Annotated in this window: 22 protein-coding genes and 1 pseudogene; 12 read left to right on the top strand and 11 right to left on the bottom strand. The window is 54.6% G+C overall.

Annotated features, from left to right (window positions below; translation table 11 throughout):
• Positions 1–23: 23 nt before the first annotated feature.
• Genes pspC through pspA form a run of 3 tightly spaced genes read right to left on the bottom strand, consistent with a single transcriptional unit; the run spans position 24 to position 1,299 of the window.
• Complete coding sequence (pspC, locus tag OK412_RS07250) at positions 24–374, bottom strand: envelope stress response membrane protein PspC (RefSeq protein WP_010244595.1); 351 nt, start codon at positions 372–374, stop codon at positions 24–26.
• On the bottom strand, positions 371–598 hold the full coding sequence (pspB, locus tag OK412_RS07245; protein ID WP_010244592.1) for an envelope stress response membrane protein PspB: 228 nt from the start codon (positions 596–598) through the stop codon (positions 371–373). The genes pspC and pspB overlap by 4 nt, the downstream gene beginning before the upstream one ends.
• Before the next feature lie 35 nt (positions 599–633).
• The gene (gene pspA, locus OK412_RS07240) at positions 634–1,299 is read right to left on the bottom strand and encodes a phage shock protein PspA (protein WP_052271819.1); all 666 of its coding nucleotides are present in this window, start codon (positions 1,297–1,299) and stop codon (positions 634–636) included.
• Positions 1,300–1,463: 164 nt separating this feature from the next.
• On the opposite strand from pspA, the gene pspF reads away from it, so the two are divergent.
• Positions 1,464–2,465: a phage shock protein operon transcriptional activator gene (gene pspF / locus OK412_RS07235; RefSeq protein ID WP_010670227.1), complete on the top strand. Its 1,002-nt coding sequence runs from the start codon at positions 1,464–1,466 to the stop codon at positions 2,463–2,465.
• A gap of 92 nt (positions 2,466–2,557) precedes the next feature.
• On the opposite strand, the gene OK412_RS07230 is transcribed toward pspF, so the two are convergent.
• Positions 2,558–3,793 (bottom strand): MFS transporter, encoded by a 1,236-nt coding sequence (locus OK412_RS07230; RefSeq protein WP_264352924.1) that lies wholly within the window; start codon positions 3,791–3,793, stop codon positions 2,558–2,560.
• A gap of 145 nt (positions 3,794–3,938) precedes the next feature.
• Positions 3,939–4,130 (bottom strand): hypothetical protein, encoded by a 192-nt coding sequence (locus tag OK412_RS07225; RefSeq protein WP_071785083.1) that lies wholly within the window; start codon positions 4,128–4,130, stop codon positions 3,939–3,941.
• Positions 4,131–4,301: 171 nt separating this feature from the next.
• On the opposite strand from OK412_RS07225, the gene sapA reads away from it, so the two are divergent.
• The 4 genes from sapA to OK412_RS07205 all read left to right on the top strand — a co-directional run bounded on the left by sapA (position 4,302) and on the right by OK412_RS07205 (position 8,436).
• Positions 4,302–5,924, top strand: a complete 1,623-nt coding sequence (gene sapA / locus OK412_RS07220) for an ABC transporter substrate-binding protein SapA (protein WP_031292936.1) — start codon at positions 4,302–4,304, stop codon at positions 5,922–5,924.
• Complete coding sequence (sapB, locus tag OK412_RS07215) at positions 5,925–6,890, top strand: putrescine export ABC transporter permease SapB (protein ID WP_010244573.1); 966 nt, start codon at positions 5,925–5,927, stop codon at positions 6,888–6,890.
• Between the two features lie 152 nt (positions 6,891–7,042).
• On the top strand, positions 7,043–7,249 hold the full coding sequence (locus OK412_RS07210; RefSeq protein WP_010670231.1) for a hypothetical protein: 207 nt from the start codon (positions 7,043–7,045) through the stop codon (positions 7,247–7,249).
• A gap of 296 nt (positions 7,250–7,545) precedes the next feature.
• Positions 7,546–8,436: a hypothetical protein gene (locus OK412_RS07205; protein ID WP_264352923.1), complete on the top strand. Its 891-nt coding sequence runs from the start codon at positions 7,546–7,548 to the stop codon at positions 8,434–8,436.
• Between the two features lie 271 nt (positions 8,437–8,707).
• Here OK412_RS07205 and OK412_RS07200 read toward each other — a convergent pair whose 3' ends face one another.
• A complete protein-coding gene (locus OK412_RS07200) occupies positions 8,708–9,049 on the bottom strand; it encodes a helix-turn-helix domain-containing protein (RefSeq protein WP_072171254.1) in 342 nt (113 codons plus the stop codon).
• Positions 9,050–9,632: 583 nt separating this feature from the next.
• Between OK412_RS07200 and OK412_RS07195 the strand changes: the two genes are divergently transcribed.
• Complete coding sequence (locus OK412_RS07195) at positions 9,633–9,836, top strand: hypothetical protein (protein ID WP_010244562.1); 204 nt, start codon at positions 9,633–9,635, stop codon at positions 9,834–9,836.
• Between the two features lie 68 nt (positions 9,837–9,904).
• Here OK412_RS07195 and OK412_RS07190 read toward each other — a convergent pair.
• A pseudogene (locus tag OK412_RS07190) lies at positions 9,905–10,185 on the bottom strand (Arm DNA-binding domain-containing protein); the annotation flags it as partial.
• A 174-nt stretch (positions 10,186–10,359) separates the two neighbouring features.
• Between OK412_RS07190 and sapC the strand changes: the two are divergent.
• From sapC to OK412_RS07165, 5 genes are all read left to right on the top strand, one after another.
• Entirely contained in the window at positions 10,360–11,250 is an 891-nt protein-coding gene (sapC, locus tag OK412_RS07185; protein ID WP_010670235.1) for a putrescine export ABC transporter permease SapC, read from the top strand.
• Positions 11,251–12,246 carry a putrescine export ABC transporter ATP-binding protein SapD gene (gene sapD, locus OK412_RS07180; protein WP_010244553.1) on the top strand — a complete coding sequence of 332 codons (996 nt, stop codon included), beginning with the start codon at positions 11,251–11,253 and terminating at the stop codon, positions 12,244–12,246.
• Between the two features lies 1 nt (position 12,247).
• Positions 12,248–13,051, top strand: a complete 804-nt coding sequence (sapF, locus tag OK412_RS07175) for a putrescine export ABC transporter ATP-binding protein SapF (RefSeq protein ID WP_010244550.1) — start codon at positions 12,248–12,250, stop codon at positions 13,049–13,051.
• A 140-nt stretch (positions 13,052–13,191) separates the two neighbouring features.
• Positions 13,192–13,980 carry an enoyl-ACP reductase FabI gene (fabI, locus tag OK412_RS07170; RefSeq protein WP_010244547.1) on the top strand — a complete coding sequence of 263 codons (789 nt, stop codon included), beginning with the start codon at positions 13,192–13,194 and terminating at the stop codon, positions 13,978–13,980.
• Between the two features lie 217 nt (positions 13,981–14,197).
• Entirely contained in the window at positions 14,198–15,310 is a 1,113-nt protein-coding gene (locus OK412_RS07165; RefSeq protein ID WP_264352922.1) for a CMD domain-containing protein, read from the top strand.
• 5 nt (positions 15,311–15,315) lie between these two features.
• Here the strand turns inward: OK412_RS07165 and OK412_RS07160 are convergent, their stop codons facing one another.
• From OK412_RS07160 to OK412_RS07145, 4 genes are all read right to left on the bottom strand, one after another.
• Positions 15,316–16,212 carry a LysR family transcriptional regulator gene (locus OK412_RS07160; protein WP_029519092.1) on the bottom strand — a complete coding sequence of 299 codons (897 nt, stop codon included), beginning with the start codon at positions 16,210–16,212 and terminating at the stop codon, positions 15,316–15,318.
• 191 nt (positions 16,213–16,403) lie between these two features.
• Entirely contained in the window at positions 16,404–17,135 is a 732-nt protein-coding gene (locus OK412_RS07155; RefSeq protein ID WP_022625585.1) for a YoaK family protein, read from the bottom strand.
• Positions 17,136–17,286: 151 nt separating this feature from the next.
• Complete coding sequence (locus tag OK412_RS07150; RefSeq protein WP_061901407.1) at positions 17,287–18,831, bottom strand: methyl-accepting chemotaxis protein; 1,545 nt, start codon at positions 18,829–18,831, stop codon at positions 17,287–17,289.
• 186 nt (positions 18,832–19,017) lie between these two features.
• Positions 19,018–20,604 carry a PTS transporter subunit EIIC gene (locus OK412_RS07145; RefSeq protein ID WP_124890008.1) on the bottom strand — a complete coding sequence of 529 codons (1,587 nt, stop codon included), beginning with the start codon at positions 20,602–20,604 and terminating at the stop codon, positions 19,018–19,020.
• Positions 20,605–20,865: 261 nt separating this feature from the next.
• Here OK412_RS07145 and OK412_RS07140 point away from each other — a divergent pair, with 261 nt between their 5' ends.
• Positions 20,866–23,169: an FdhF/YdeP family oxidoreductase gene (locus OK412_RS07140; protein ID WP_033757827.1), complete on the top strand. Its 2,304-nt coding sequence runs from the start codon at positions 20,866–20,868 to the stop codon at positions 23,167–23,169.
• The last annotated feature ends 73 nt before the right edge of the window (positions 23,170–23,242 follow it).

Here is a 23,242-nt window from a genome sequence, read left to right as displayed (position 1 = left end):
GCCCGGCAATAACAGTAGCAGAATCAAATCTGGCGGAAGCGGCTGCGCACGCTGAAGGTTTCAGACGTCACATAGCGTTCCAGGTCGCGCACGCTGCGCTCATCCCGTTGCAGGGTGCTCTCCAGCTGATCCAGCAGTTCACTGGCACTGGGCTGGCGCTCAGTCTGGGAGGCAGAGGCGGGTTTCACATCCAGTACAAAACCCAGCACAAAGTAGGCGATCACCGTAAAGAGAAACAGGCCAAAGAACAGTGATAACACCACGATGACACGCAGCAGACGAACCGGAATATCGAGATACTCTGCCAGGCCTGCGCAGACACCCATAAATTTCCCTTCATCTGGCTTGCGCCACAACTTGCGTCCTTTAATCATGGCTGCCTCCAGTTTGGATGTTCGGCGTCCAGAATCGCTTCCAGCGCGTCAATACGTTCGCGCATCCGCTGCGCGTCCTGGGTCACGCGCTGCAGGCGCTGGATTTCGCTTTGCGACAGTTCCGAACCGCCGTTGCGTTTGTTGTTGTAATGCAGCCATAACCAGATCGGTGCGACAAACAACACGAAGATCGTTAACGGTATGGCGAAAAAAAGTGCGCTCATTGACTCTCCTTAATCACTTATCGCAACGTCGATGATTACTCACTGCGGTTCATTTTGGCTTTCAGCGCATTAAGCTGCTCGCTGATTTCATCGTCCGCTTTCAGGTCAGTAAACTCCTGGTTCAGCGTCTTTGGTTTACCAAAACCATGGCTTTCTGCTTCCGCTTCCATATGGTCGATGCGACGTTCAAAAGATTCAAACCGTGCCATTGCTTCGTCGATCTTACCGCTGTCCAGCTGACGACGAACATCGCGTGATGAAGAGGCCGCCTGATGACGCAGCGTCAACGCCTGCTGGCGGGCACGTGTCTCACTCAGTTTTTTCTCCAGCTCGCTGATTTCGCCTTTCATGCGCTCCAGCGTCTCTTCAACATGACCCACTTCCTGTTTCAGGGAGGCGATAAGATCGGTGAGTTTCTGTTTTTCAATCAGCGCCGAACGGGCCAGATCATCTTTATCTTTGCGCAGCGCCAGCTCCGCTTTTTCCTGCCACTCAGCCTGCTGAATCTCCGCTTGCTCAATACGGCGTGACAACTGTTTCTTTTCAGCCAGTGCGCGTGCAGAGGTGGAGCGTACTTCAACTAAGGTGTCTTCCATTTCCTGAATCATCAGCCGGACCAGTTTCTGCGGATCTTCCGCACGCTCCAGCAGAGAATTAATGTTGGCATTAACGATGTCGGCGAAACGAGAAAAAATACCCATAATGATGTTCCTCTTTTAATGTTTTAAAACGTGAAGTCCTGCTGAGTTAATACAAAATGCGTGCCAATTTTATAATTTATTGATTTTTATCATATTTTAAATTTTACAGCCTTTCCCGCTTGTTTTAAGATAGTCAAAATGATTAAGGGGTGGCGAAATTCATCATGACAGGCACTAGCGATAATCTCCTGGGGGAGTCAAACAATTTTCTTGAGGTGCTGGAGCAGGTTTCCAAACTGGCTCCTCTTGAGAAACCGGTACTGGTGATTGGTGAGCGTGGAACGGGCAAAGAGCTGATCGCCAGCCGACTGCACTATCTCTCTGACCGCTGGCAGGGGCCGTTTATCTCGCTGAACTGTGCCGCGCTGAATGAAAACCTGCTCGATTCTGAACTGTTTGGTCATGAGGCTGGCGCCTTCACCGGCGCGCAGAAGCGCCATCTTGGCCGTTTTGAACGTGCTGACGGCGGCACGCTGTTTCTCGATGAGCTGGCAACGGCACCGATGCTGGTTCAGGAAAAGCTGCTCAGGGTAATTGAATATGGACAGCTGGAGCGAGTCGGCGGCAATCACTCCCTGCAGGTAAATGTGCGACTGGTCTGTGCGACAAACGAAGACCTGCCCGCGCTGGCGGCGGCGGGAAAATTCCGCGCCGATTTGCTGGATCGTCTGGCCTTTGATGTGGTGCAGTTACCGCCACTGCGCGAACGACGCAGCGATATACTGGTGATGGCCGATCATTTCGCTATCCAGATGTGTCGCGAGCTCGGCCTGTTACTTTTTCCCGGCTTTACCCCACGGGCACAGCAGGCTCTGCTTGATTACCACTGGCCCGGCAACGTTCGCGAACTTAAAAATGTGGTGGAGCGCTCGGTCTATCGTCATAACAGCAGCGAGCAGCCGCTGGATAATGTGATTATCAACCCGTTTGCTTCACGCCCTGAACCGATTGCTGTCATCCGGACCAGTCAGGAGGCGGATAGCAGCGCGCTGCCTGCCCTGCCGCTGGATCTGCGTCAATGGCAGAATCAGCAGGAGCGGGATCTGGTGGAAGCCAGCCTGCAACAGGCACGTTATAACCAACGCCGTGCGGCTGGCTTATTAGGCGTCACCTATCATCAGTTGCGCGCAATGATGAAGAAGCACGATATAAAAGCAGAGAGTTAATTAACGCCGCCCCAACCTATGATTTTTCTCTGCTTTGTGAATTAACAACCCGGTATAAACCGGGCTGTTTTTCACGTTGAGCCACCTATCCATTATGTGTTGTGCGACTTAGTCCCCATTTTTTCAGGTTGCCTGATGGCAGGAACCAGACCGACGCCAGCGGTAGCCATCACCACGGCCAGCGCTGACATCAGCAATACAGCACTCATACCAAAGTGTGTTGCCAGCGGCCCCGCGACCAGTTGTCCAAAGGGAATGGCGATAAAGGAACCCATCGCATCATAAGCGTACACGCGAGCCAGCTTATCCGGTGGGATATGAGTCTGTAATGAGTGCGCCCAGGTTACGCCGAACAGGCCCAATGACATGCCAGCAATGAAGAACCCTACTATCAGCAGTGCTGCTGACGCATTCTGGCTCAGCATAAATATTGGGAGTGCGTAAAGACCTGCCAGCATCGCGCCAATAAAGAGATCACGACGTGGATGCCATTTCATAGCCAGAAATGAACCTGCAATTAAACCCGCGCTATGGGCGGCCACAATAATTCCCCACCGCGCCCGTCCGAAAGAGGCGTCGGCAATCATCGGGCCAAGTACCACCACAATGCCATTAAAAGCGACGTTGATAATGGCGAACTGAAGGACTATCGACCAAATCCAGCTTCGTCCGGCGAACTCTGCCCAGCCTTCTTTGATATCGCGCAGGATATTGCCTTGCGAAGCCGCGGCTTTACTCGATTTCACACGAATCAGGAAATAGAGCGGCGCGGAAACGGCAAAACCCAGCGCATCAATTGCCAGCCCCCAGCCCGGCCCGACAGCGCTGGTGATAATTCCCCCCAGCGATGCCCCCATTACCGTACCGCCATAAATCCCCAGCTGAATTAACGCGTTAGCCTGACGCAAATCCGTTGCAGGAACTACCTGCGGAACCAGCGCAGACGATGCAGGCAGTGCGATGCCTGCCGCCGCACCATTCAGAGCACCCAGCAAAGTCAGGCTAATGACGGTTGCAGAGCCATCAAGCACAGACCAGGCGACGATAGCCTGAGAAACAGCGGCAACCACTGCCGATGAAACTAATACCCGACTGCGTGAGTAGCGATCGGCGGCAACACCGCCCACCAGCAGGAAAAGCACGTTACACAGTGAACGGGACGCAACCACTATCCCTAAATCAGAAGCAGACCCGCCAATATCCAGTACCGCAAAAGCCAGCGCAATGGGTGCAATCCCATTGCCCAGCACGGTGAACAGGCGTCCAAAAAAAAGATAGCGAAAGGATGTATGCTGAAAAGCCTGAACGTTTTTTTGGAATTTATTCATTGCCAGGAAGTGGGTGACCAGAAGATGAGCTTATAGTACCTGCGTTTTTGTAATAGTTAAGTGCGGTTTAATTCAGGACCCGCTTAGCTAAACGGGAGGCCAGCAGAGATAACATCAGCATTAACTGACTTTTCTCTCCCTTTTTTCATCGCCACACCGCATTTAAAGCGCCGGTTCTTTCAGCAGCTTTCCCTTCCCCGTCCAGGCAGGCATGCCACTCTATAAAAACCAAAAAAAAGCCCGCCAACAGGCGGGCAACGATACTGGAAGCAATGTGAGCAATGTCGTGCTCTTCTACGGCAGAGCCACCGTCGAAGCGCAGATGAATAATAATCATTCTTATTATCATCTGTAAACAAGTTATTGAGAATTTTTCTCATTACCACACCTTCTGTGCGCTCTTTTTACCGCCGCGATGATGAAAATCAGTCTGGCAGCGGTTGCAGGTTTTGGGACAATGCCCGCTTTGCGATACACTCTGTTTAATGCCTCAAAATCGTTGAGTTCTATGTCAAAACTAATATGTTCGCTGTTGCTAAGTCTCAGCGTGTTGAGTGCCCCTGCGTGGTCAGCGCCTGCGGGTGATATCCGCCAGACCGGCTTCGTCTATTGCGTCAGCGGCACGCTGAACACCTTTAATCCGCAGATGGCCAGCAGCGGGCTGACTGTCGATACGCTGGCGGCACAACTCTATGACCGCCTGCTGGATGTCGATCCTTACACCTATCGTCTCAAGCCCGATCTGGCGTCCAGCTGGGAAGTGCGCGATAACGGCGCAACGTATCGCTTTCATCTGCGCAGCGGCGTGCAGTTTCAGCAGACGAATCAGTTCCGGCCCACCCGGGCGCTGAACGCCGACGATGTCGTGTTCAGCTTCGCCCGGATGTTTGACCGCAATCACCCCTGGCACAACGTCAATGGCGGCAACTATCCCTACTTTGACAGTCTGCAATTTTCAGACTCCGTGCAGAGCGTGAAGAAAATCGATAACAGAACGGTTGAGTTCAGGTTAAACAGCCCGGATGCATCGTTCCTGTGGCACATGGCGACCCACTATGCGCCAGTGCTGTCGAAAGAGTATGCCGACCAGCTCACCGCGCAGGGCCGGCAGGAAGAGATGGACAGACAACCGGTTGGCACCGGTCCTTATCAGCTCAGTGAATACCGTACCGGTCAGTACATCCGCCTGGCGCGCAATCCTCACTACTGGAAAGGGGTGCCGCGTCTGCAACAGGCGGTGATCGATCTCGGCTCGGGCGGCACCGGGCGGCTTTCCAAGCTTCTGACCGGTGAATGTGACGTGCTTGCCTATCCCGCGGCCAGCCAGCTCACCATCCTGCGCGATGACCCGCGCCTGCGGATGACGCTGCGTCCCGGCATGAACATCGCCTATCTGGCCTTTAATACCCGCAAGCCGCCGCTCGACCGCCCTGAGGTGCGTCACGCGCTGGCGCTGGCGATCAACAATGAGCGGTTGATGGAGTCAATCTATTACGGCACCGCCGAAACCGCCGCCTCGATATTACCTCGCGCCTCATGGGCATATGATAATGATGCGCGCATCACCAGCTATGATCCGGAGAAGTCCCGTGCCGCGCTGGCGGCTCTGGGCATCAGCGATCTGCATCTGCGGCTGGTGGTGCCTGCCGCGTCGCAGTCGTGGAATCCCAGCCCGCTGAAAACCGCCGAACTGTTGCAGGCGGATCTGGCGCAGGTTGGCGTCCGGCTGACCATTGTGCCGGTAGAGGGGCGTTTTCAGGAGGCGCAGCTGATGGCGATGAATCATGATCTGACACTGTCAGGCTGGGCCACCGACAGTAACGATCCAGACAGTTTCTTCCGGCCGCTGCTCAGTTGTGCAGCGATTCGCTCGCAGACCAATTACGCGCACTGGTGCTCGCCGGCCTTTGACGAAACGCTGCAGAATGCGCTGTTATCACAACAACTCTCTGGCCGCATCGACAGTTATGACAAAGCGCAGCAGATTCTGGCGCAGGAGTTGCCGGTGCTGCCACTGGCATCCTCTCTGCGACTGCAGGCGTTTCGTCATGATATTAAAGGGCTGGTCCTGAGTCCGTTTGGCAACGCCTCGTTTGCCGGGGTTTATCGTGAAAGCGATAAGGAAAAGTAAGTGATTATCTATATTTTGCGGCGCCTGCTGCTACTGATCATTACCCTGTTTCTGCTGTCGCTGGTGAGCTTCAGCCTGAGCTACTTTACACCTGACGCCCCGCTGGAAGGCGCGGCGCTCTCGGACGCCTGGTGGTTCTGGTTTAAAGGGATGCTGCAGTTTGATTTCGGCGTCTCCAGCACCAACGGTCAGGAGATTGGCCTGCAACTGCGTGAGGTTTTCCCGGCCACCATGGAGTTGTGCATCCTGGCGTTTCTGTTCGCGCTGCTGGTCGGCATCCCGCTGGGGATCTGTGCCGGCGTGATGCGCAATAAATGGCAGGACAAAACCATCAGTGCACTGGCGCTGATTGGCTTTTCTGCGCCAATTTTCTGGCTGGCGCTGCTGCTGACGCTGTTCTTCTCGCTGACGCTGGGCTGGCTGCCGGTGTCCGGTCGTCACGACCTGCTCTATCCGGTGCAGAGTGTCACTGGCTTTGCGCTGATTGATGCCTGGATGAGTCCTTCGCCCTGGCGACATGAGATGATAATCAGCGTCCTGAACCACCTGATTTTACCGGTGCTGGTGCTGGCGATGGCACCGACGACGGAAGTGATCCGCCTGCTGCGTAACAGCACCAGCGACGTGATGGATAAAAATTATGTCAAAGCGGCGGCCACGCGAGGTCTTTCGCCGTTTACCGTGATCCGCCGCCACGTGCTGCATAATGCGCTGCCGCCAGTGATCCCGCGTCTGGGTCTGCAATTTTCCACCATGCTGACGCTGGCGATGATCACCGAGATGGTCTTTAACTGGCCGGGTCTGGGACGCTGGCTGATCAACGCGATTCGCCAGCAGGATTACGCGGCGATCTCCGCTGGCGTGATGGTGATTGGCGGGCTGGTGATTCTGGTCAATGTGATTTCTGACGTGATTGGTGCGGCCATGAACCCGCTGAAACATAAGGAATGGTATGCCCTGCGCTAACGCTCAGGGCGCTTAGGCAAAACATAAAATAAACATATGAATTTTGTCTTTCAGAAGTCGTGCTGAAAGCAGGCATTGATGTACACGAATATTGTTCCTGCAGAAACCGATTTAAGTTCGAAGCGTAAAAATTAATGAGGAGATGAACATTTATGGATGAAGTTGATCTGGCACAGGAGCGTGAAGAAGCGCATCTCGCTGCCTCTCTGGCAGCTCGTAAGGCCAAACTTAGAAGCCCGAACGGCTTATGCATCTGGTGTAAAGATGAGCCCGTAGTGGCTGAAACTGCTTTCTGTTCAAGCGAGTGTGATGAGGATTATCATAAGCATCGCCGGGAGCAGAGCCAGCGGATTGTTTGAAAGAGAATGAAGTCACCCGGTCAGGCTATTACGCGGGTGACTCAGATAAACTTGATATAAATGTCAGGCAGCCCTCACAAATATAAAGCAATAAAAACGATACCGCTTGATAGATTCTTGATATTTCCTTGTCTTTACGTTGATAAAATAAATGCATAATGCCCTGATTAAAATGTCACAGCAGAGACCATCTGTCCGGAGTTAGTGACAGGAAACAAAATAATATAGGGCGGCTGACATTCAGGAACCATCTTTTAACTCGATTTATCAGAGCGACTATCAGGTTTAACATTTATATGAGCCACTTCAAAAGAATGCTTTACGGCTGGGAAAAATCCGACGCTGGCATTTATGAGCACTGTTTTAACCGTTTTGGCGGGAGTGTTAATATGCATCCTGACGTGATCAGGTTTTTCTCATCTCGCACAGGTCATGAGGCAACGTATTTTCATAAAGTAAAGCAAGGTGGCTATATTGCCGCATATGCCCTGCTGGATCACTCACGGATAGGTGTCGATCAATGGAAAAAATTCCCGCTATCTTATGATGAGATCATGGTGCCAGCGGCTAAAAATGCTTCTATGTGTTTCCCTGAAAGAACCAATAAAATGTCACATTTCAACAGGCACAACTTCATAAATTTTAACTTTTCATTTGCCCGAAAAAATAAAGTGTGCTTTGTAAAAGAGAACTATTCAGTTAAAACAGAAAAGAATCGCCGCAACGAATACAACCGGTTCATACGTGCGGGTGGCCGCTGCTGTGATATGAATCAATTCAGCCCTGAAGAGCTGGCAGACTATTATATCTTCCTTTTTAAATCCCGTTTTTCTGACAACATAACCTGTTATTCCAGGGAGAACCTGATCACGCTTATCATTGCCATGAAAAGGATGCTCTTCGGCTATATTCTTTTTGTTGGGAACGAGCCATGCGCAATGGATCTGCTCTTCATGGCTGAGAGTGAACACATCATCTATTTTGATGTGCCAAACGGCGGCGTTAACATGAAATATTCGGACCTTAGCCCGGGAAGTTTACTTATGTGGAAAAACATTGGTGCGGCACGGGACTACTGTAAGCAGACGGGCAAGGAGATGAGGCTTTCAATCGGTTCACTTGATAAAGAATGGACGTATAAGCTTCGCTGGGCGGATGCGCACTCCACGGGGAAAACAATTTTTTAATCTTTCAGGAGAGGCTGGCTTATTTTCTGCATCGGAGCGGCTGGAAATAAGCACAAAACCGCCGAATCCTGAAATGCAAGGCATCAATGAAAGGTGTTTAAAAAAACGTTTAATCTCAGGGCCGATTTTAATTTTTATGCATCACTCTCCTTCCCCGCCGTCCTGTAGATAATAATTTGCTATGCATACAATCCGGTAAACCTATGGCATTACGTAAGCTATTAGCCTCTGCCTGAAAATGGTGTCATCGCTGGGGAAGCAGAGAGAGTTTTTATCTGATTTTTTTTGCAGCATCAGTGACTCGCCAGATGCCAGGAGGCATACCAAAATGTCGCGAGAAGGCGCGCGTGAACGTTTGCTGTGAGTCGTAGTTGAACTGATCAGCTACCTCTGCAATAGTGGCTTCAGTAAACCTTAAACTCAGCGAGGCCGCCTGCATTCTGGTGTTATTAATATATTTCCCGAGGCTGACTCCGCAATGCTTTGTGAACATTCTGTTAAGGTACCATTTTGAATATCCACTTTTTTTAGCCACTTTATCCAGGCTTATTTTTTCATCCGTATGATCATCAATCCATTTTATTAATGCATTAAAGAAGTTTTTATCTGTCATGCCATCCCCCTTTTGCGTTTTTTGCGGTCTCTTTTAATTCAAATCCATTGTCACACAAAATTTAATTCTATATTGATCGTTTGCAATTGCCTTGTCTAAGCTCCTTTCATTTTATTCTCGCCACTGATTTATCTCCTTTAGTAAAGAGTTCCCTCTCAGGACCCGACTATCCCTCAAAGTCATCAATGTACAATCAGGAAATGATGAAGAATCTGTCAACGTTGCACAAAAAGTGATCTCTGTTGAGGCGAACCTCTTAGGTGTTGGATTATCCGTCTTCTGTAGATGATTTACGGTGTATTACTCATGCAGCATCATGAAGGATTTCCTGTGCGGGTTCCGGCAGGGTTTCAGTAGTGAGCCATTCGCGTAGCGCGTCTGCACCTGAAACCGCCAGGCGGGCATGCTTCCACAGCGGTCTGAACACCGGGACACCTGAAGCCAGCCGGTAATCGCGCATAATATCGGAATCAGGTAATTCACTGAGATGACTGATATTTTCAGGATAGTCTAAAATTCTTTAAGTAGGCGTCAGCAACAAACCTCGCGGTAACGACGCGGTTTATCAGAAAGAGGACGAAAAATGAAATTCGCTGTAATTTTTGAAGATACCGGCGTTGAAGAGGAACATGAGTTTGACACCAAACCCGTGGCCGGAGATTTAGTGACGTTAACGCGCGATGGGATAGGTAAAGATTATATCGTGATCATTGAGCCGGATCCTGACCACACCCATGACGATGGGCCTGACGGACACCCGACAAAGGCCAGGGTCCGGCCAGCGTAGCCTCCGCTAAGATCTACTCCGCCGCCCAACAGGGCGGTTTTTATTGCCTGTTATCCGGAGGCGAATATGACTTTTTTCAGTCTGTTCAGGACGATATGCTGACGCGGATCATAACCCTTTGCAATCCAGAGCCGAAATTGCTGACGCCGTTTCCTTGCCTGTAACAGGGATATCGACAGATAATCCCCTGTAGTCAGCTGACGGGCTAAGCCTCCCAGCGATAACGGCAGAAAAATGTCACGCCGCCTCAAATGGAGAGCCTGACATTCAGTCCGGACGAGTTGAAGATAACCTCTGCTTTGTCGCGGCGCTTACCCAGCGCTTTCCTGAGCTTAGTGTCTGTCTGCAATGTGTACATCTTCTTTGCGTCTACGCAGAGGCGTACACAAAACACATAAATTACCGCTACTCAGAGTCAGCCATGATAAAGAAACATAAAGCATGTCCTCAGGATAACCCTCTGATATGATTGACTTTTATAAAGAAACGTTGTCCGAACTCAAGCACAATAAAGTGAAAGCGTATGCCCTCCGATAATATCTACGCCGAAAAACGCCTGCCCAGCGCGTTTCGTCAGAGCTGGCACCATTTCTATGGCAACCCGATTTCGATGGTCGGGCTGTATGGCTTTGGCGCACTGCTGCTGCTCTGTCTGTTTGGCGGGCTGATAGCGCCATACGATATCGATCAGCAGTTCCTGGGTTATCAGTTGCTGCCGCCGTCCTGGTCACACTACGGCGATGTCTCCTTCTTTCTCGGCACTGACGATCTGGGTCGGGATGTGCTGAGCCGCCTGCTGAGCGGTGCGGGCCCGACGGTGGGTTCGGCGATTCTGGTGACGCTGTTCGCCACGCTCGGCGCGCTGGTGCTGGGCGTGCTGGCAGGCATGACGCATGGCATACGCTCGGCGGTGATGAACCACGTACTGGATACCCTGCTCTCTATTCCGTCGCTGTTACTGGCGATTATCGTGGTGGCGTTTCTCGGACCGCGACTCGAGCACGCATTGCTGGCAGTCTGGCTGGCGCTGATTCCACGTCTGGTGCGCGAGATTTACAGTGCCGTGCATGATGAGCTGGAAAAAGAGTATGTGGTGGCGGCACGTCTGGATGGTGCCAGAGGCCGCAACATCCTGCGCTACGCCATTTTGCCTAACATTTTACCGTTGCTGATCACCGAAATTACCCGCGCGCTATCGATGGCGATTCTGGATATTGCCGCACTCGGGTTTCTCGACCTGGGCGCGCAGCTGCCTTCGCCCGAATGGGGAGCGATGCTGGGTGATTCGCTGGAGCTGATCTACGTCGCCCCCTGGACCGTTATGCTGCCGGGTGTGGCACTGATGGTCAGCGTATTAATTGTTAACCTGCTCGGTGACGGCATCCGTCGCGCCGTCGAAGCGGGAGTGGAATAAATGCCGTTACTCGATATCCGTAATCTGACCATTGAATTTATGACCGCTGACGGACCGGTCAAAGCGGTCGATCGCGTCAATCTGACGCTGGGCGAAGGTGAAATCCGTGGCCTGGTCGGTGAGTCCGGCTCCGGTAAGAGTCTGGTTGCCAAGGCGATCTGCGGCGTAACTAACGATAACTGGCGTGTCACCGCCGATCGCATGGTGTTTGATGATGTTGACCTGCTGCGCCTGTCGTCGCGCGAGCGCCGCCGCATTATCGGACATAACGTCTCGATGATTTTTCAGGAGCCGCAATCCTGTCTGGATCCCTCCGAAAGCATCGGTCGTCAGCTGATGCAGGTGATCCCGCGCTGGACGTATAAAGGTCCGTGGCTGAAACGCTTCTGGTTCTGGCGCAAAACCCGCGCCATCGAACTGCTGCATCGCGTCGGCATTAAAGATCACAAAGATATAATGCGCAGCTTCCCCTATGAGCTGACCGAAGGCGAATGCCAGAAAGTCATGATCGCGATTGCGCTGGCTAATCAGCCGCGTCTGCTGATTGCCGATGAGCCGACGAATGCCATGGAACCCACTACGCAGGCGCAGATTTTCCGCCTGCTGAGCCGTCTGAACCAGAATAACAACACCACCATTCTGTTGATCAGTCATGACCTGCGCACCATGAGCCAGTGGGCGGACCGTATCAACGTGATGTACTGTGGTCAGACGGTAGAAACCGCCCAGAGCGAAGATTTAATGAGTACGCCGCACCATCCTTATACTCAGGCGCTGATTCGGGCGATGCCCGATTTTGGACGATCCCTGCCGCACAAAAGCCGTCTCAATACTTTGTCAGGAGCGATCCCGTCGCTGGAGAGCCTGCCGATTGGTTGTCGTCTGGGGCCACGTTGCCCTTATGCGCAGCGCAAATGTATTGAAACGCCACGGCTAACCGGCAGCAAAACGCATCTTTATGCCTGTCATTTCCCGCTGAATATGGAGGGCCAGTAGCATGGAGACCCTGCTGGAAGTGCGCAACCTGAGTAAAACCTTTCGCTATCGCACGGGCCTGTTCCGCCGTCAGCACGTTGAGGCGGTGAAGTCGGTCAGTTTTACCCTACGCGAGAGGCAGACGCTGGCGATAATCGGCGAAAATGGCTCCGGCAAGTCCACGCTGGCGAAGATGCTCAGCGGCATGGTCGCCCCTACCGAAGGTGAGATTCTGATAGACGATCATCCGCTGACCTTCGGCGATTATGGCTATCGCAGTCAGCGCATCCGCATGATTTTCCAGGATCCCTCAACCTCACTGAATCCGCGTCAGCGTATCAGCCAGATTCTGGAGTTCCCGCTGCGGCTCAATACCGATCTCAGCGCGGAGGATCGAGAGAAACGCATTATCGCTACCCTGCGTCAGGTGGGATTACTGCGCGATCACGCCGGCTATTATCCGCACATGCTGGCACCCGGTCAGAAGCAGCGTCTGGGGCTGGCCCGCGCGTTGATTTTGCAACCCAAAGTGATTGTGGCCGATGAAGCGCTGGCCTCGCTGGATATGACCATGCGTTCCCAGCTGGTGAATCTGATGCTGGAACTGCAGGAGAAGCATGGTATCGCATACATTTATGTTACCCAGCATCTGGGGATGATGAAGCACATCAGCGATAAGGTGCTGGTGATGCATCAGGGCGAAGTGGTCGAGCGCGGCGGCACCGCTGATGTACTGGCCTCCCCGCTGCACGATCTGACCCGACGACTGATCAGCAGCCACTTTGGCGAAGCATTGAGTGCCGAAGCCTGGCGGCGCGAGCGTTGATTTTGCTGCATATCGCGGAAATTGCGGGCCGATTTACCTGATTTATGAGAGACGTGCTAGAATCCGCACGTCGATTAACGTCGGTCGCTCACTTTTTAACCATGCGGCCGCCAACTACAATGACCATAAGGATTACAGCTATGGGTTTTCTTTCCGGTAAGCGCATTCTGATTACTGGCGTTGCCAGTAAACTTTCCATCGCCTACGGTATTGCACAGGCGATGCACAAACAGGGCGCAGAACTGGCTTTCACCTACCAGAACGACAAATTAAAAGGTCGTGTGGAAGAGTTTGCCAAAGATTTGGGTTCAGACATCGTGCTGCCATGTGACGTAGCCGAAGATGAGAGCATCAAATCTCTGTTCACTGAACTGGCAAAAACCTGGCCGAAATTTGACGGTTTCGTTCACTCTATCGGTTTCGCCCCTGGCGAGCAGCTGGTTGGCGACTACGTGAACGCCGTTACCCGCGAAGGCTTTAAAATCGCGCATGACATCAGTGCTTACAGCTTCGTCGCGATGGCCAAAGAGTGCCGCGAGATGCTGAATCCACACTCTGCGCTGCTGACACTCTCTTACCTGGGTGCTGAGCGCGCGATCCCGAACTACAACGTGATGGGTCTGGCGAAAGCGTCGCTGGAAGCCAACGTGCGCTACATGGCAAACGCCATGGGCCCGGAAGGCGTGCGTGTTAACGCCGTTTCTGCCGGTCCAATCCGCACCCTGGCAGCATCAGGCATCAAAGATTTCCGTAAGATGCTGGCACATTGCGAAGCGGTCACCCCGATTCGCCGTACCGTTACCATCGAAGATGTCGGCAACTCAGCAGCATTCCTCTGCTCTGACCTGGCTGGCGGCATCACCGGTGAAGTGGTACACGTTGATGGCGGCTTCAGCATCGCCGCAATGAACGAACTGGAACTGAAATAAGTTCTGCAAGGGCGAGCCTGGCTCGCCCTTCTCTTTGCTCCCGCCTCGCCCTTCCTGCCTGATTTCGCTGCCGTTATACCGTAACGCTATTAATTATCACCGATCAATCTTTTGCCCCGGACTGGCCATCAGCGACGATAAGCCTGCCCTTCGGTTTATGCACATTTTCAGATTCTGCCGCCTGCATACCGAACCCGAATTTGCAAAAGGATTGATCATGGAACAACGCCGCTATCCGGGCCATAACCACTGGTTTTACGAGAGCCAGACCAGTCCACGTACCTCACAGGCCGCACCGCTGGTGCCCGAGGCCGCCCATATTGATGACCGTTTTTTGCTGGGATGTTACGCCGATGACAACGTGGTGCAGTCACTGCTGCGCACCAATCAGCCCGCCCTGCTGGCGGCGCGCGATCTGGCACAGCTGCTGTTCCCCGACCGTGTCGTCACCACGCTTACGCACACCTTAACGCTTTACGATCGCCTCAGCACGGCGCTGACGGTGGCGCAGGTGGCGGGTGTACAGCGGCTGTGTAATCACTACTCTGCCCGCCTCAATCCGTTGCCCGGGCCCGACTCCTCACGTGAAAGTAATAATCGCCTGACCCAGATTACGCAGTATGCACGCCAGCTGGCGATGCAGCCTGAGCTGATCAGCGCCAGCGCAATCACTGCCCTAGATGCAGTCGGCCTGACAGAGCCCGATATTGTGACGCTGAATCAGGTGATCGGCTTTGTCAGTTATCAGGCGCGGGTGGTCGCCGGTTTACAGGCGCTGCAGGCCCAGCCGGTACGCTGGCTGCCCGGCAGCACTGCACCACCGGATGCTGAGGCCGCAGGTTTTGATCAGCCTGCCCGCTGGCAGCCGGTGCTGAAACCGCTGGAGTTGCGGTATGCCAGTGCTGAGCAGCTCGCTGCCATTACCCGCTGTCAGTCGCTGCCGGGAATGCAGGACGCGGTATGGCTGCTGGCACACGATCCCTCAGTGCTCTATGGCTGGGCGCAACTGCGTCAGCATCTCACTCAGGACAATACTCTGGCAGAAGCGACGGCCGCCCGTATTCTGGGCAGTCGCTGGGCGTTCCGGCTGCTGGCCGGAAATGAGATGTTAATTGAGGGCGTGGATGACGCGGCGGCAAAAAAGGAAGAGCAGCAGATTATTGCGCTGGCGGCGCAGCTGACCCGTTCGCCAGAGCGTTTCAGCGCGGCCCATCTGCAGCCGCTAATGGAGGCGGGCTGGGAAGCTGATGCGCTGTTCGCGCTGATACAGAGTGTCGCCATAGGCAACTGGAACAGCCGCCTGTTTTACGCCCTGGGCGAATCGCAGTAACCGCGTTAAACCGGCAGCAGACCGCGCGCTTCGTCGAAAAAGTGCTGTGCCAGCGGTGTGGCACGGCCAGGCTCAGCGATGACCAGCGCCGCCTGGCGCGCCATCGGCGGCAGCGTGATGGCGCGCTGCTGCAGCCCCTGTAATGAAGCGGATAGGAGATGACCGACCGGCGACACCAGCAGCCCCAGGCCGACCTGCGCGCACTGCATCAGCTGCATGACAGAGGCGCTCTCCACGATCACCCGGGGCACCAGCGCCGCTTCACGAAACGCCATATCGAGATAACGCCGGAAATAACGCGTCGGCTCCGCCAGACAGAGCGGCTGTTGTGCCACTTCATCAAGCGTCAGCGCGGTTTCCCCCACCAGCTCAGGGAAATGGTCGGGATGGAATATGGCTTCAACGCCCCGATCTGCCAGCATCTCGGTCTGAAAATGGAGTTCACGCAGGGTTGCCATCTCGAAAAAACCGATCCCGACATCCACGGTGTGGCTGTTGAGCGCTTCCAGCAACTGGTCAGCACTGAGTACCGCAATGCGATAGTCGAGCTGAGGATAACGCGCCTGCACCGCTTTCAGCAGCAGCGGCAGTGCCATGCTGCACTGCGGCACCACGCCAACCCGCAGCGTACCGTTTACCCCATGCTTCAGCGATTCCACTTCCAGCTTCAGCCCCTGATAGACCGAAACGATTTCCCGCGCCCATGCCAGCACACGGTCGCCCTCTGGGGTAAATCCGGCAAAGTTATTGCTGCGGTTAATCAGCGGCAGGCCCAGCTCGCGCTCAAGATTTTTCAGGCGCATAGAGAGGGTTGGCTGTGTAACAAAACTGGCTTCCGCGGCCCGCCCGAAATGGCGTTCACGCTCCAGGTTACACAAGTAAATGAGTTGTTTAATGTCGATGTTAATTATCCATCAGCAGGTTGAAGGCTGTTCGCATTACTGTCTCGTTCGCAGGATCAACCAGAGTATAAGGCTGAATGTTACCCCGCGCAGGCTAGGATGTTTTAACCGCACGGTTCATTTGCGCAGGCGGAGCGATGAAATCAACACTACGCGCCGCCCTGGTTTACGCATCAGTGAGAGATGCGCACTTAAATCATCGCGCCCTGTTGTTTTGCTGGCTTAGTAAAGATGGCATTCAGCGCCAGACAGATTAACCCGAACCCCACTGGCAGCAGGAAATCGTAGCTAAGCAGCCGGTAAAGCCCGATTCCGGCTATCCCTCCTGCAAGGAAAGAAAGCAGGGTCAGACAGTGCAGTCGCAACCGGCTCAGATAGAGCGGCGCCTCTTTCGGTGACGCTTTACGTCGCAGCACCTCAAACAGCATTGCCAGCTCAATACCGATATCGGTCGCCGTGCCGGAGATATGGGTAGTGCGAACGCGGGCATTGGAGATCCGCGTCACCACCGCATTCTGCAACCCCATTAAAAAACTCAGGCTCATGATTAACACGACACCAGGCGACTGCGGCGGAAAGTGATTTTCAATCACCCCCAGGGCAATCAGCGCGCTGCCCTCAATCAGGATGACAAAGGCATAGATGGTGCGGATATTTCTGCGGTGCCCGGCATTAATGATCAGCGTTGAACACATGGAACCCGCAATAAACAGAAGCACGATCGACAGAAAAAACAGGCCAGGCCCCAGATTCGCTTTTGCGAGATGATCGGAAAGCAGCGAGACATTCCCGGTCATGTTGGCTGAAAAAAAACCGACGATCTCAAAGGCTGCGGTATTCAGTGCGCCTGCGGCAGCGGCAAGCGTACAGGCCAGTCGGGTATCCGCGCTGTTGCTACGGGCACTTTCCGTGCTGATTAGCATGACCACCCCATATTTACTGGAAAGCCTTATAATCCGCCGATTAGCCCTGCGCCACAAGGCACTGCATCAAACTCTCCCCTCTCTGTCGGGCATTACTCAGCATCGGGGCTCCGGACTCCGCGCTGCATAAACTCAGCGCGGAGCCCCCTGATTAACGGTTTGCCAGACGGAAGGTGGAGACCGACTGCGTCAGATACTGCACCTGCTCTTCCAGCGAGGCAGATGCTGCGGCAGACTCCTGCACCAGCGCCGAGTTCTGCTGTGTGACGCTGTCCATCTCGGTAACCGCCTGCTCAATCTGACCGATACCGCGACTCTGTTCATCAGAAGCGGTTGAGATGTGCTCCATCAGCAGATTCACGCGGCTGACAGAGGAGATAATGGCGCTCATCGCCTCACCGGTCCGGCTGACCTGATCGGAACCGGCGTGGATGATCGAAACAGATTCCGCAATCAGCCCCTCAATCTCTTTGGCTGCGGTGGCGCTGCGCTGGGCCAGATTACGGACTTCCCCTGCCACCACCGCAAAACCGCGACCCTGTTCACCCGCCCTGGCGGCTTCCACAGCCGCGTTCAGCGCCAGAATATTGGTCTGAAAGGCGATGCTGTCGATCACGGTGGTGATCTCCTCGATCTTCTTCGAGCTGGCATTAATCAGCGCCATCGATGTCACCACTTCCTGCGAGACCTTTTCGCCGCTTTCCGCGTTTTTCACCGCTTCACTGGTCAGGCGGCAGGCTTCAAAGACGTTTTCAGTGTTCTGTTTCACCGTTGCGCCCAGCTGCTCCATGCTGGCAGCGGTTTCCGTCAGCGCGGCGGCCTGCTGTTCGGTTCGCGAGGCGAGATCGATGTTGCCCGCCGCAATCTCCTGAGAGGCGGTGGAGACTGAGCGGGTTGAATCGCGCACCTGGAGAATAATGGCGGTCAGCGCGCTGCGCATCTGCTCCAGCGAGCCCATCAGCAACTGAATTTCACTGCGCGAACCGGCTTTGACCGGCACCGTGGTATCCAGGACGCCCGCCGCAATCAGCTTGCAGTGTTCCTGCGCATCATTGATCGGCGAAAGCACATAGCGCTTCATGAAGATGTAAATGGCGACGATGATGGCGAAAAACAGCACCCCAAACAGCCCCAGCAGGGTAATGCCGGAGGTGAAGTGACTCTGTGCATCGCTGTTAAGTTTTTTGGCATAGGTTTCATGCTGGGCCAGCACCCGGTCCAGAATGATTTCATACTGACGGTCAAGGCGAACCACGGTGGCGATCTGATTTTTAAAGCGCACCTGATCGTGCGCCTCTGCCGCCTCAATCAACGGCTGTAAACCCTGCTGACGATAGGCCTGATAAGCCTGGCTATAGGCGTCGGCTTCCGCCTCTTCGCCCGGCAGACGCGGCGCGTTCATATAGGCCTGAAATGCAGCATCCGCTTTGCCGGCCACGGTCCGAACGCTGTCCAGCGTGGCGGGATTATTTGCGTCACTGCCCTCAATCTCCTTCATGTACTCCATCAGACGCACACGCAGCGTGCGGCTGTGGTTGATTGGGTCAATCACCGAGAGCACCACGCGGATCTCTTTGTTAACCGCATTCAGCGAGTGATTGCTCTGAATTAGCAGCCAGGTACTGATTGCCACGCTGGTAAGAAACAGCGCCAGCAGGAAGGAGAAGATAATCAGGGAGGATTTTTTTAACGACATCGCGGTGTTCCGAAAAGTAAGAGGATTAGTCGCTATATCGGCAAAAAGGTACGCCCCATTAGGGCTGGGCTTTTTTTAGTTACAATAAGCGGGACGGCAGCGGGCGGAGCGCCTCCGGGAACAGGCGCTAACCGCCCACGGGCGTCGGGCGGTTAGCGTTGTGACGAAGAGTGAGACAGGCTGCCGTTAAGCGACGCCCAGCGCCATTTTTACCTCGTTGGCGATCTTCTCGACCTGCGGGCCGTAGATCACCTGAATGTCGTGCTCGCTGACGCGATTGACCCCGTTGGCACCGGTGCTCATCAGCGTCTGATCGACCACCTGATTCATCTCTTTGACCCGTACGCGCAGCCGGGTAAAGCAGCAATCGACATCCTCGATATTGGCCTGCCCGCCCAGCCCGCTGATAATGACCTGAGTCCGTTCATCCGCGGCGACCTGTTGCGGTTTCTCATCCTCCGATTCACGGCCCGGCGTTTCAACATTCATCCGGGTGATCACCAGCCGGAAAGCGTAGTAGTAGATCGGCGCATAGATCACACCCAGCGCCAGCGTCCACCACCAGTGGGTTTTTGCCCCACCCAGCATGCCGAACACCACCAGGTCGATAACACCGCCCTGCACGTTGCCAATCATCAGATGCAGCATCGACATCAGCATAAACGACAGGCCGGTCAGGAAAGCGTGCAGCAGATAGAGCACCGGCGAGACAAAGATAAAGCAGAACTCCAGCGGTTCGGTGATGCCGGTGGTGAAGGAGGTCAGCGCCCCCGCCATGACCAGTGCTTTCACCCGCTGTTTATGCTCGGGTCGGGCGGTGTGATAGATCGCCAGCGCCGCGGCGGGCAGGCCGAACATCATCACCGGAATCTTGCCCTGCGCCAGAAACTGCGTGGCGGTGCGCAGCGTCTCATCGGGGATCGATCCCGGATGAGTCAGTGACGCGTTGAAGATGTTCAGTGCGCCAACCACGGTCTGGCCATCGACCACCGCCATGCCGCCAATAGGCGTGAAACGCACGGTTTCGTTAAGGATATGATGCAGGCCGGTGGGGATCAGGATGCGCTCAAAGGCCCCCAGCAGAAAAGCGCCATACTGCCCGCTTTTGCCAATCATCTGTCCAATCCAGGCGATACCGTCGCCAATGGTCGGCCAGATCAGCGCCAGCAATACTCCAATCAGTGGCAGACAGATCACGGTCACAATCGGCACAAAACGCCGTCCGCCAAAGAAGCTGATCGCGGTAGGCAATTGCTGGGTATAAAAGCGATTGTGCAGCGCCACCGTTACCAGTCCGGCAATCACCCCGCCCAGTACGCTCATGTTGTAGGTAAAGACGCCCAGCATGTTGATATATTCCGCCGAGGTCATCATGGCGGTGGTCTGATCCATCCCCGCCTGCTGCAGGGCTGCAGGTGTAGTGGTGGCGGCGGTGATCCCCTTGGCCGCCAGCGTCGCGCTGATACCAACGTTCATCACGATATAGCCAATCACCGCGGCAAAGGCGGCGGTAGGTTTTTCCGCTTTCGCCAGTCCGATGGCACTCGCTACCGCAAAGAAGACCGGCAGATTAGCGAATAGCGCTCCGGCAACCTTGCGAATAAAGCCGATAATTAACTGCGGCACCTGCATCTGCGCAAAGGCATCGCCGGTGACCGCCGGGTTCTGCATGGCCGCCGCCAGCCCAAGGAAGATACCTGCGGCAGCGATGACCGAGATTGGCATCATCAACGCTTTGCCAAATGCATGAATCTGGCTGGTCAGCTGTTTCATGGAGTCGTGCCCTCTCTGATTGTGAACAGCAAGTATTAGCCTGTTGTCGGGAGAACTCCCGTTATCAGCAGGTTAAAGGCGGGTAAAATCTGACCAGCATCACATTTCTGGCTTATGCACGATAAACGCCAGCTATCGCACCATTAAGTCAATCAATTAGACAAGGTATGAGGATAGCTGCAGACTTCCTTTCACCATCAGGATATAACCTGATAACAAACACCAAACAATAATTCCTACTATAAAAAGCCTGCACTCAATATGAAATTTAAACGCCAAATCAAACCCTATCGCGCGGCAGCGGGCGGCTGGGGTTCACTGGAAGCCACCACGCGTTTCGTTCTTGACAGCAAAGCGGCCCTGAAAAATATGCGCAACCTGATGCGCATGAACAAAGCACGCGGTTTTGACTGTCCAGGCTGCGCCTGGGGTGATGACAATAAAAGTACCTTCAGCTTCTGCGAGAATGGCGCCAAAGCGGTGACCTGGGAAGCGACACGCCGGATGGTCGACACCGACTTTTTCGCCAAACACAGCGTAACCACGCTCTATACCCAGAGTGACTACTTCCTGGAGTATCAGGGACGTCTGACTCATCCGCTGCGCTACAACGCGGAAACCGACCACTACGAGCCCATCAGCTGGGATGATGCGTTTGCGCTGATCGCGCAGCACATCAAGGCGATGGATCATCCGGATCAGATGGAGCTCTACACCTCCGGTCGCGCCAGCAATGAAGCCTCCTGGCTCTATCAGCTTTTTGGTCGCCTGATGGGGACCAATAACTTCCCTGACTGCTCCAATATGTGCCACGAAGCCAGCGGCACCGGCCTGAAGCGCAGCATTGGCGTCGGTAAAGGCACCATTCGTCTGGATGATTTCGACCACGCAGATGCCATTTTTGTCTTCGGTCAGAATCCCGGCACTAACCATCCGCGTATGCTGCACAGCCTGCGTCACGCTGCCGATCACGGTGCGAAAATCGTCACCTTTAATACCCTGCGCGAACGCGGTCTGGAACGTTTTGCCGATCCGCAGAAACCACTGGAAGTGGTGACCTCGAAAGCGGGCAACATCAGCTCCTCCTATTATCAGCCGAACCTGGGCGGTGATATGGCAGCGGTGCGCGGCATGGTGAAATCCCTGCTGGAAACCCATCGCGCGCGTCTGGCGGCTGGCGAAAGCGGCCTGTTCGATCAGACCTTTATCAATGCCAAAACCAACGGCATTGAGGCGTATCTCGACGCCGTGGATAACACCAGCTGGATGCAGATTGTGGCGCAGTCGGGCCTGACGCAGGCGCAGATCCGTGAAGCCGCGGCGATCTACCAGAGCGCTGACCGGGTGATCTGTACCTGGGCGATGGGCATCACCCAGCACAAACACTCTGTCGACACGGTGCGCGAGATCACCAACCTGCAGTTGCTGTTTGGCCAGCTGGGCAAAAAAGGCGCAGGCCTCTGCCCGGTTCGCGGTCACAGTAATGTGCAGGGCAACCGCACCATGGGCATCGATGAGAAACCGGCGAAAGCCTTCCTGGATGCGCTGGGGAATCATTTCAATTTCGAGCCCCCGCGTGCGGCAGGCCACAACACCGTGGAAGCGCTGAACGCCATGCTGCGTGATGAAGTGAAAGTGCTGATCGCGCTGGGTGGCAACCTGGCGGCCGCCGCACCCGACTCACCGCGCACCGAAGAGGCGATGTCACGCTGTGGTCTGACCGTGCATATCAGCACCAAACTGAACCGCAGCCATCTGGTGCCGGGTCACGATGGGCTGATTCTGCCGACGCTGGGCCGCACCGAGCGCGATCTGCAGGCCACCGGCAATCAGTTTATTACCGTGGAAGACTCCTTCAGCATGGTGCACGCCTCTGAAGGGATCGGTATTCCGCTGGCGGAAACACAGCGTTCTGAGACCTGGATTGTTGCCGGTATCGCCGAGGCGGTGCTGGGTGATGAAAAAGTGAAATGGCGCGAGCTGGCGGGTGATTACAACCTGATCCGTGAGCACATCGCCGCGACGATTCCGGGCTTTGCCGACTTTAACGCCAAATGTGACATCCCGGGCGGTTTCTATCTGGGCAACGCAGCAGCCGAGTTGCGCTTCAATACCCCGAGCCAGAAAGCGGAGTTCAACGCCTCGGCGCTGCCGACCTCACTGTTCCCGAATCTTGATCAGGACGTGCCTTTTACCCTGCAGACGCTGCGTTCGCACGACCAGTACAACACCACCATTTACGGCCTTGATGACCGTTACCGTGGCGTGTTTGGTCAGCGTGAAGTGGTGTTCATCAACCCGGACGATATGGCAGACCTGGGCTTTACCGAAGGCCAGAATGTCGATATCGAAACGCTGTGGAATGATGGCATTACCCGTCGCGTCAGCGGATTCAAACTGGTTCCCTACAATATTCCGCGCGGTAACCTGGCGGCCTATTATCCGGAAACCAACCCGCTGGTGCCGCTGAACAGCTTTGGTGATGACAGTGGTACACCGACCTCAAAATCGGTGCCGGTGAAGCTGGAACTCTCTGAGGCACTGGCCGATCAGCGCATCGCCTGACAGCCCTTTCACTCCCCCCTAAAAAGCCGGCTCGTCCGGCTTTTTGCCTTGCCGCGCGACGTCGATTCGCGTA

This window comes from Pantoea sp. JV6 (genome assembly GCF_025910055.1).
GTDB lineage: Bacteria > Pseudomonadota > Gammaproteobacteria > Enterobacterales > Enterobacteriaceae > Pantoea > Pantoea agglomerans.
This window is presented reverse-complemented; position numbering and strand designations above follow the sequence as displayed.

What these genes read in the sequence shown, in the direction of transcription:
- pspC (WP_010244595.1), bottom strand. Translation starts at nt 374, where the DNA reads ATGATTAAAGGACGCAAGTTGTGGCGCAAGCCAGATGAAGGGAAATTT.
- pspB (WP_010244592.1), bottom strand. Translation starts at nt 598, where the DNA reads ATGAGCGCACTTTTTTTCGCCATACCGTTAACGATCTTCGTGTTGTTT.
- pspA (WP_052271819.1), bottom strand. Translation starts at nt 1,299, where the DNA reads ATGGGTATTTTTTCTCGTTTCGCCGACATCGTTAATGCCAACATTAAT.
- pspF (WP_010670227.1), top strand. Translation starts at nt 1,464, where the DNA reads ATGACAGGCACTAGCGATAATCTCCTGGGGGAGTCAAACAATTTTCTT.
- OK412_RS07230 (WP_264352924.1), bottom strand. Translation starts at nt 3,793, where the DNA reads ATGAATAAATTCCAAAAAAACGTTCAGGCTTTTCAGCATACATCCTTT.
- OK412_RS07225 (WP_071785083.1), bottom strand. Translation starts at nt 4,130, where the DNA reads ATGATTATTATTCATCTGCGCTTCGACGGTGGCTCTGCCGTAGAAGAG.
- sapA (WP_031292936.1), top strand. Translation starts at nt 4,302, where the DNA reads ATGTCAAAACTAATATGTTCGCTGTTGCTAAGTCTCAGCGTGTTGAGT.
- OK412_RS07210 (WP_010670231.1), top strand. Translation starts at nt 7,043, where the DNA reads ATGGATGAAGTTGATCTGGCACAGGAGCGTGAAGAAGCGCATCTCGCT.
- OK412_RS07205 (WP_264352923.1), top strand. Translation starts at nt 7,546, where the DNA reads ATGAGCCACTTCAAAAGAATGCTTTACGGCTGGGAAAAATCCGACGCT.
- OK412_RS07200 (WP_072171254.1), bottom strand. Translation starts at nt 9,049, where the DNA reads ATGACAGATAAAAACTTCTTTAATGCATTAATAAAATGGATTGATGAT.
- OK412_RS07195 (WP_010244562.1), top strand. Translation starts at nt 9,633, where the DNA reads ATGAAATTCGCTGTAATTTTTGAAGATACCGGCGTTGAAGAGGAACAT.
- sapC (WP_010670235.1), top strand. Translation starts at nt 10,360, where the DNA reads ATGCCCTCCGATAATATCTACGCCGAAAAACGCCTGCCCAGCGCGTTT.
- sapD (WP_010244553.1), top strand. Translation starts at nt 11,251, where the DNA reads ATGCCGTTACTCGATATCCGTAATCTGACCATTGAATTTATGACCGCT.
- sapF (WP_010244550.1), top strand. Translation starts at nt 12,248, where the DNA reads ATGGAGACCCTGCTGGAAGTGCGCAACCTGAGTAAAACCTTTCGCTAT.
- fabI (WP_010244547.1), top strand. Translation starts at nt 13,192, where the DNA reads ATGGGTTTTCTTTCCGGTAAGCGCATTCTGATTACTGGCGTTGCCAGT.
- OK412_RS07165 (WP_264352922.1), top strand. Translation starts at nt 14,198, where the DNA reads ATGGAACAACGCCGCTATCCGGGCCATAACCACTGGTTTTACGAGAGC.
- OK412_RS07155 (WP_022625585.1), bottom strand. Translation starts at nt 17,135, where the DNA reads ATGCTAATCAGCACGGAAAGTGCCCGTAGCAACAGCGCGGATACCCGA.
- OK412_RS07150 (WP_061901407.1), bottom strand. Translation starts at nt 18,831, where the DNA reads ATGTCGTTAAAAAAATCCTCCCTGATTATCTTCTCCTTCCTGCTGGCG.
- OK412_RS07145 (WP_124890008.1), bottom strand. Translation starts at nt 20,604, where the DNA reads ATGAAACAGCTGACCAGCCAGATTCATGCATTTGGCAAAGCGTTGATG.
- OK412_RS07140 (WP_033757827.1), top strand. Translation starts at nt 20,866, where the DNA reads ATGAAATTTAAACGCCAAATCAAACCCTATCGCGCGGCAGCGGGCGGC.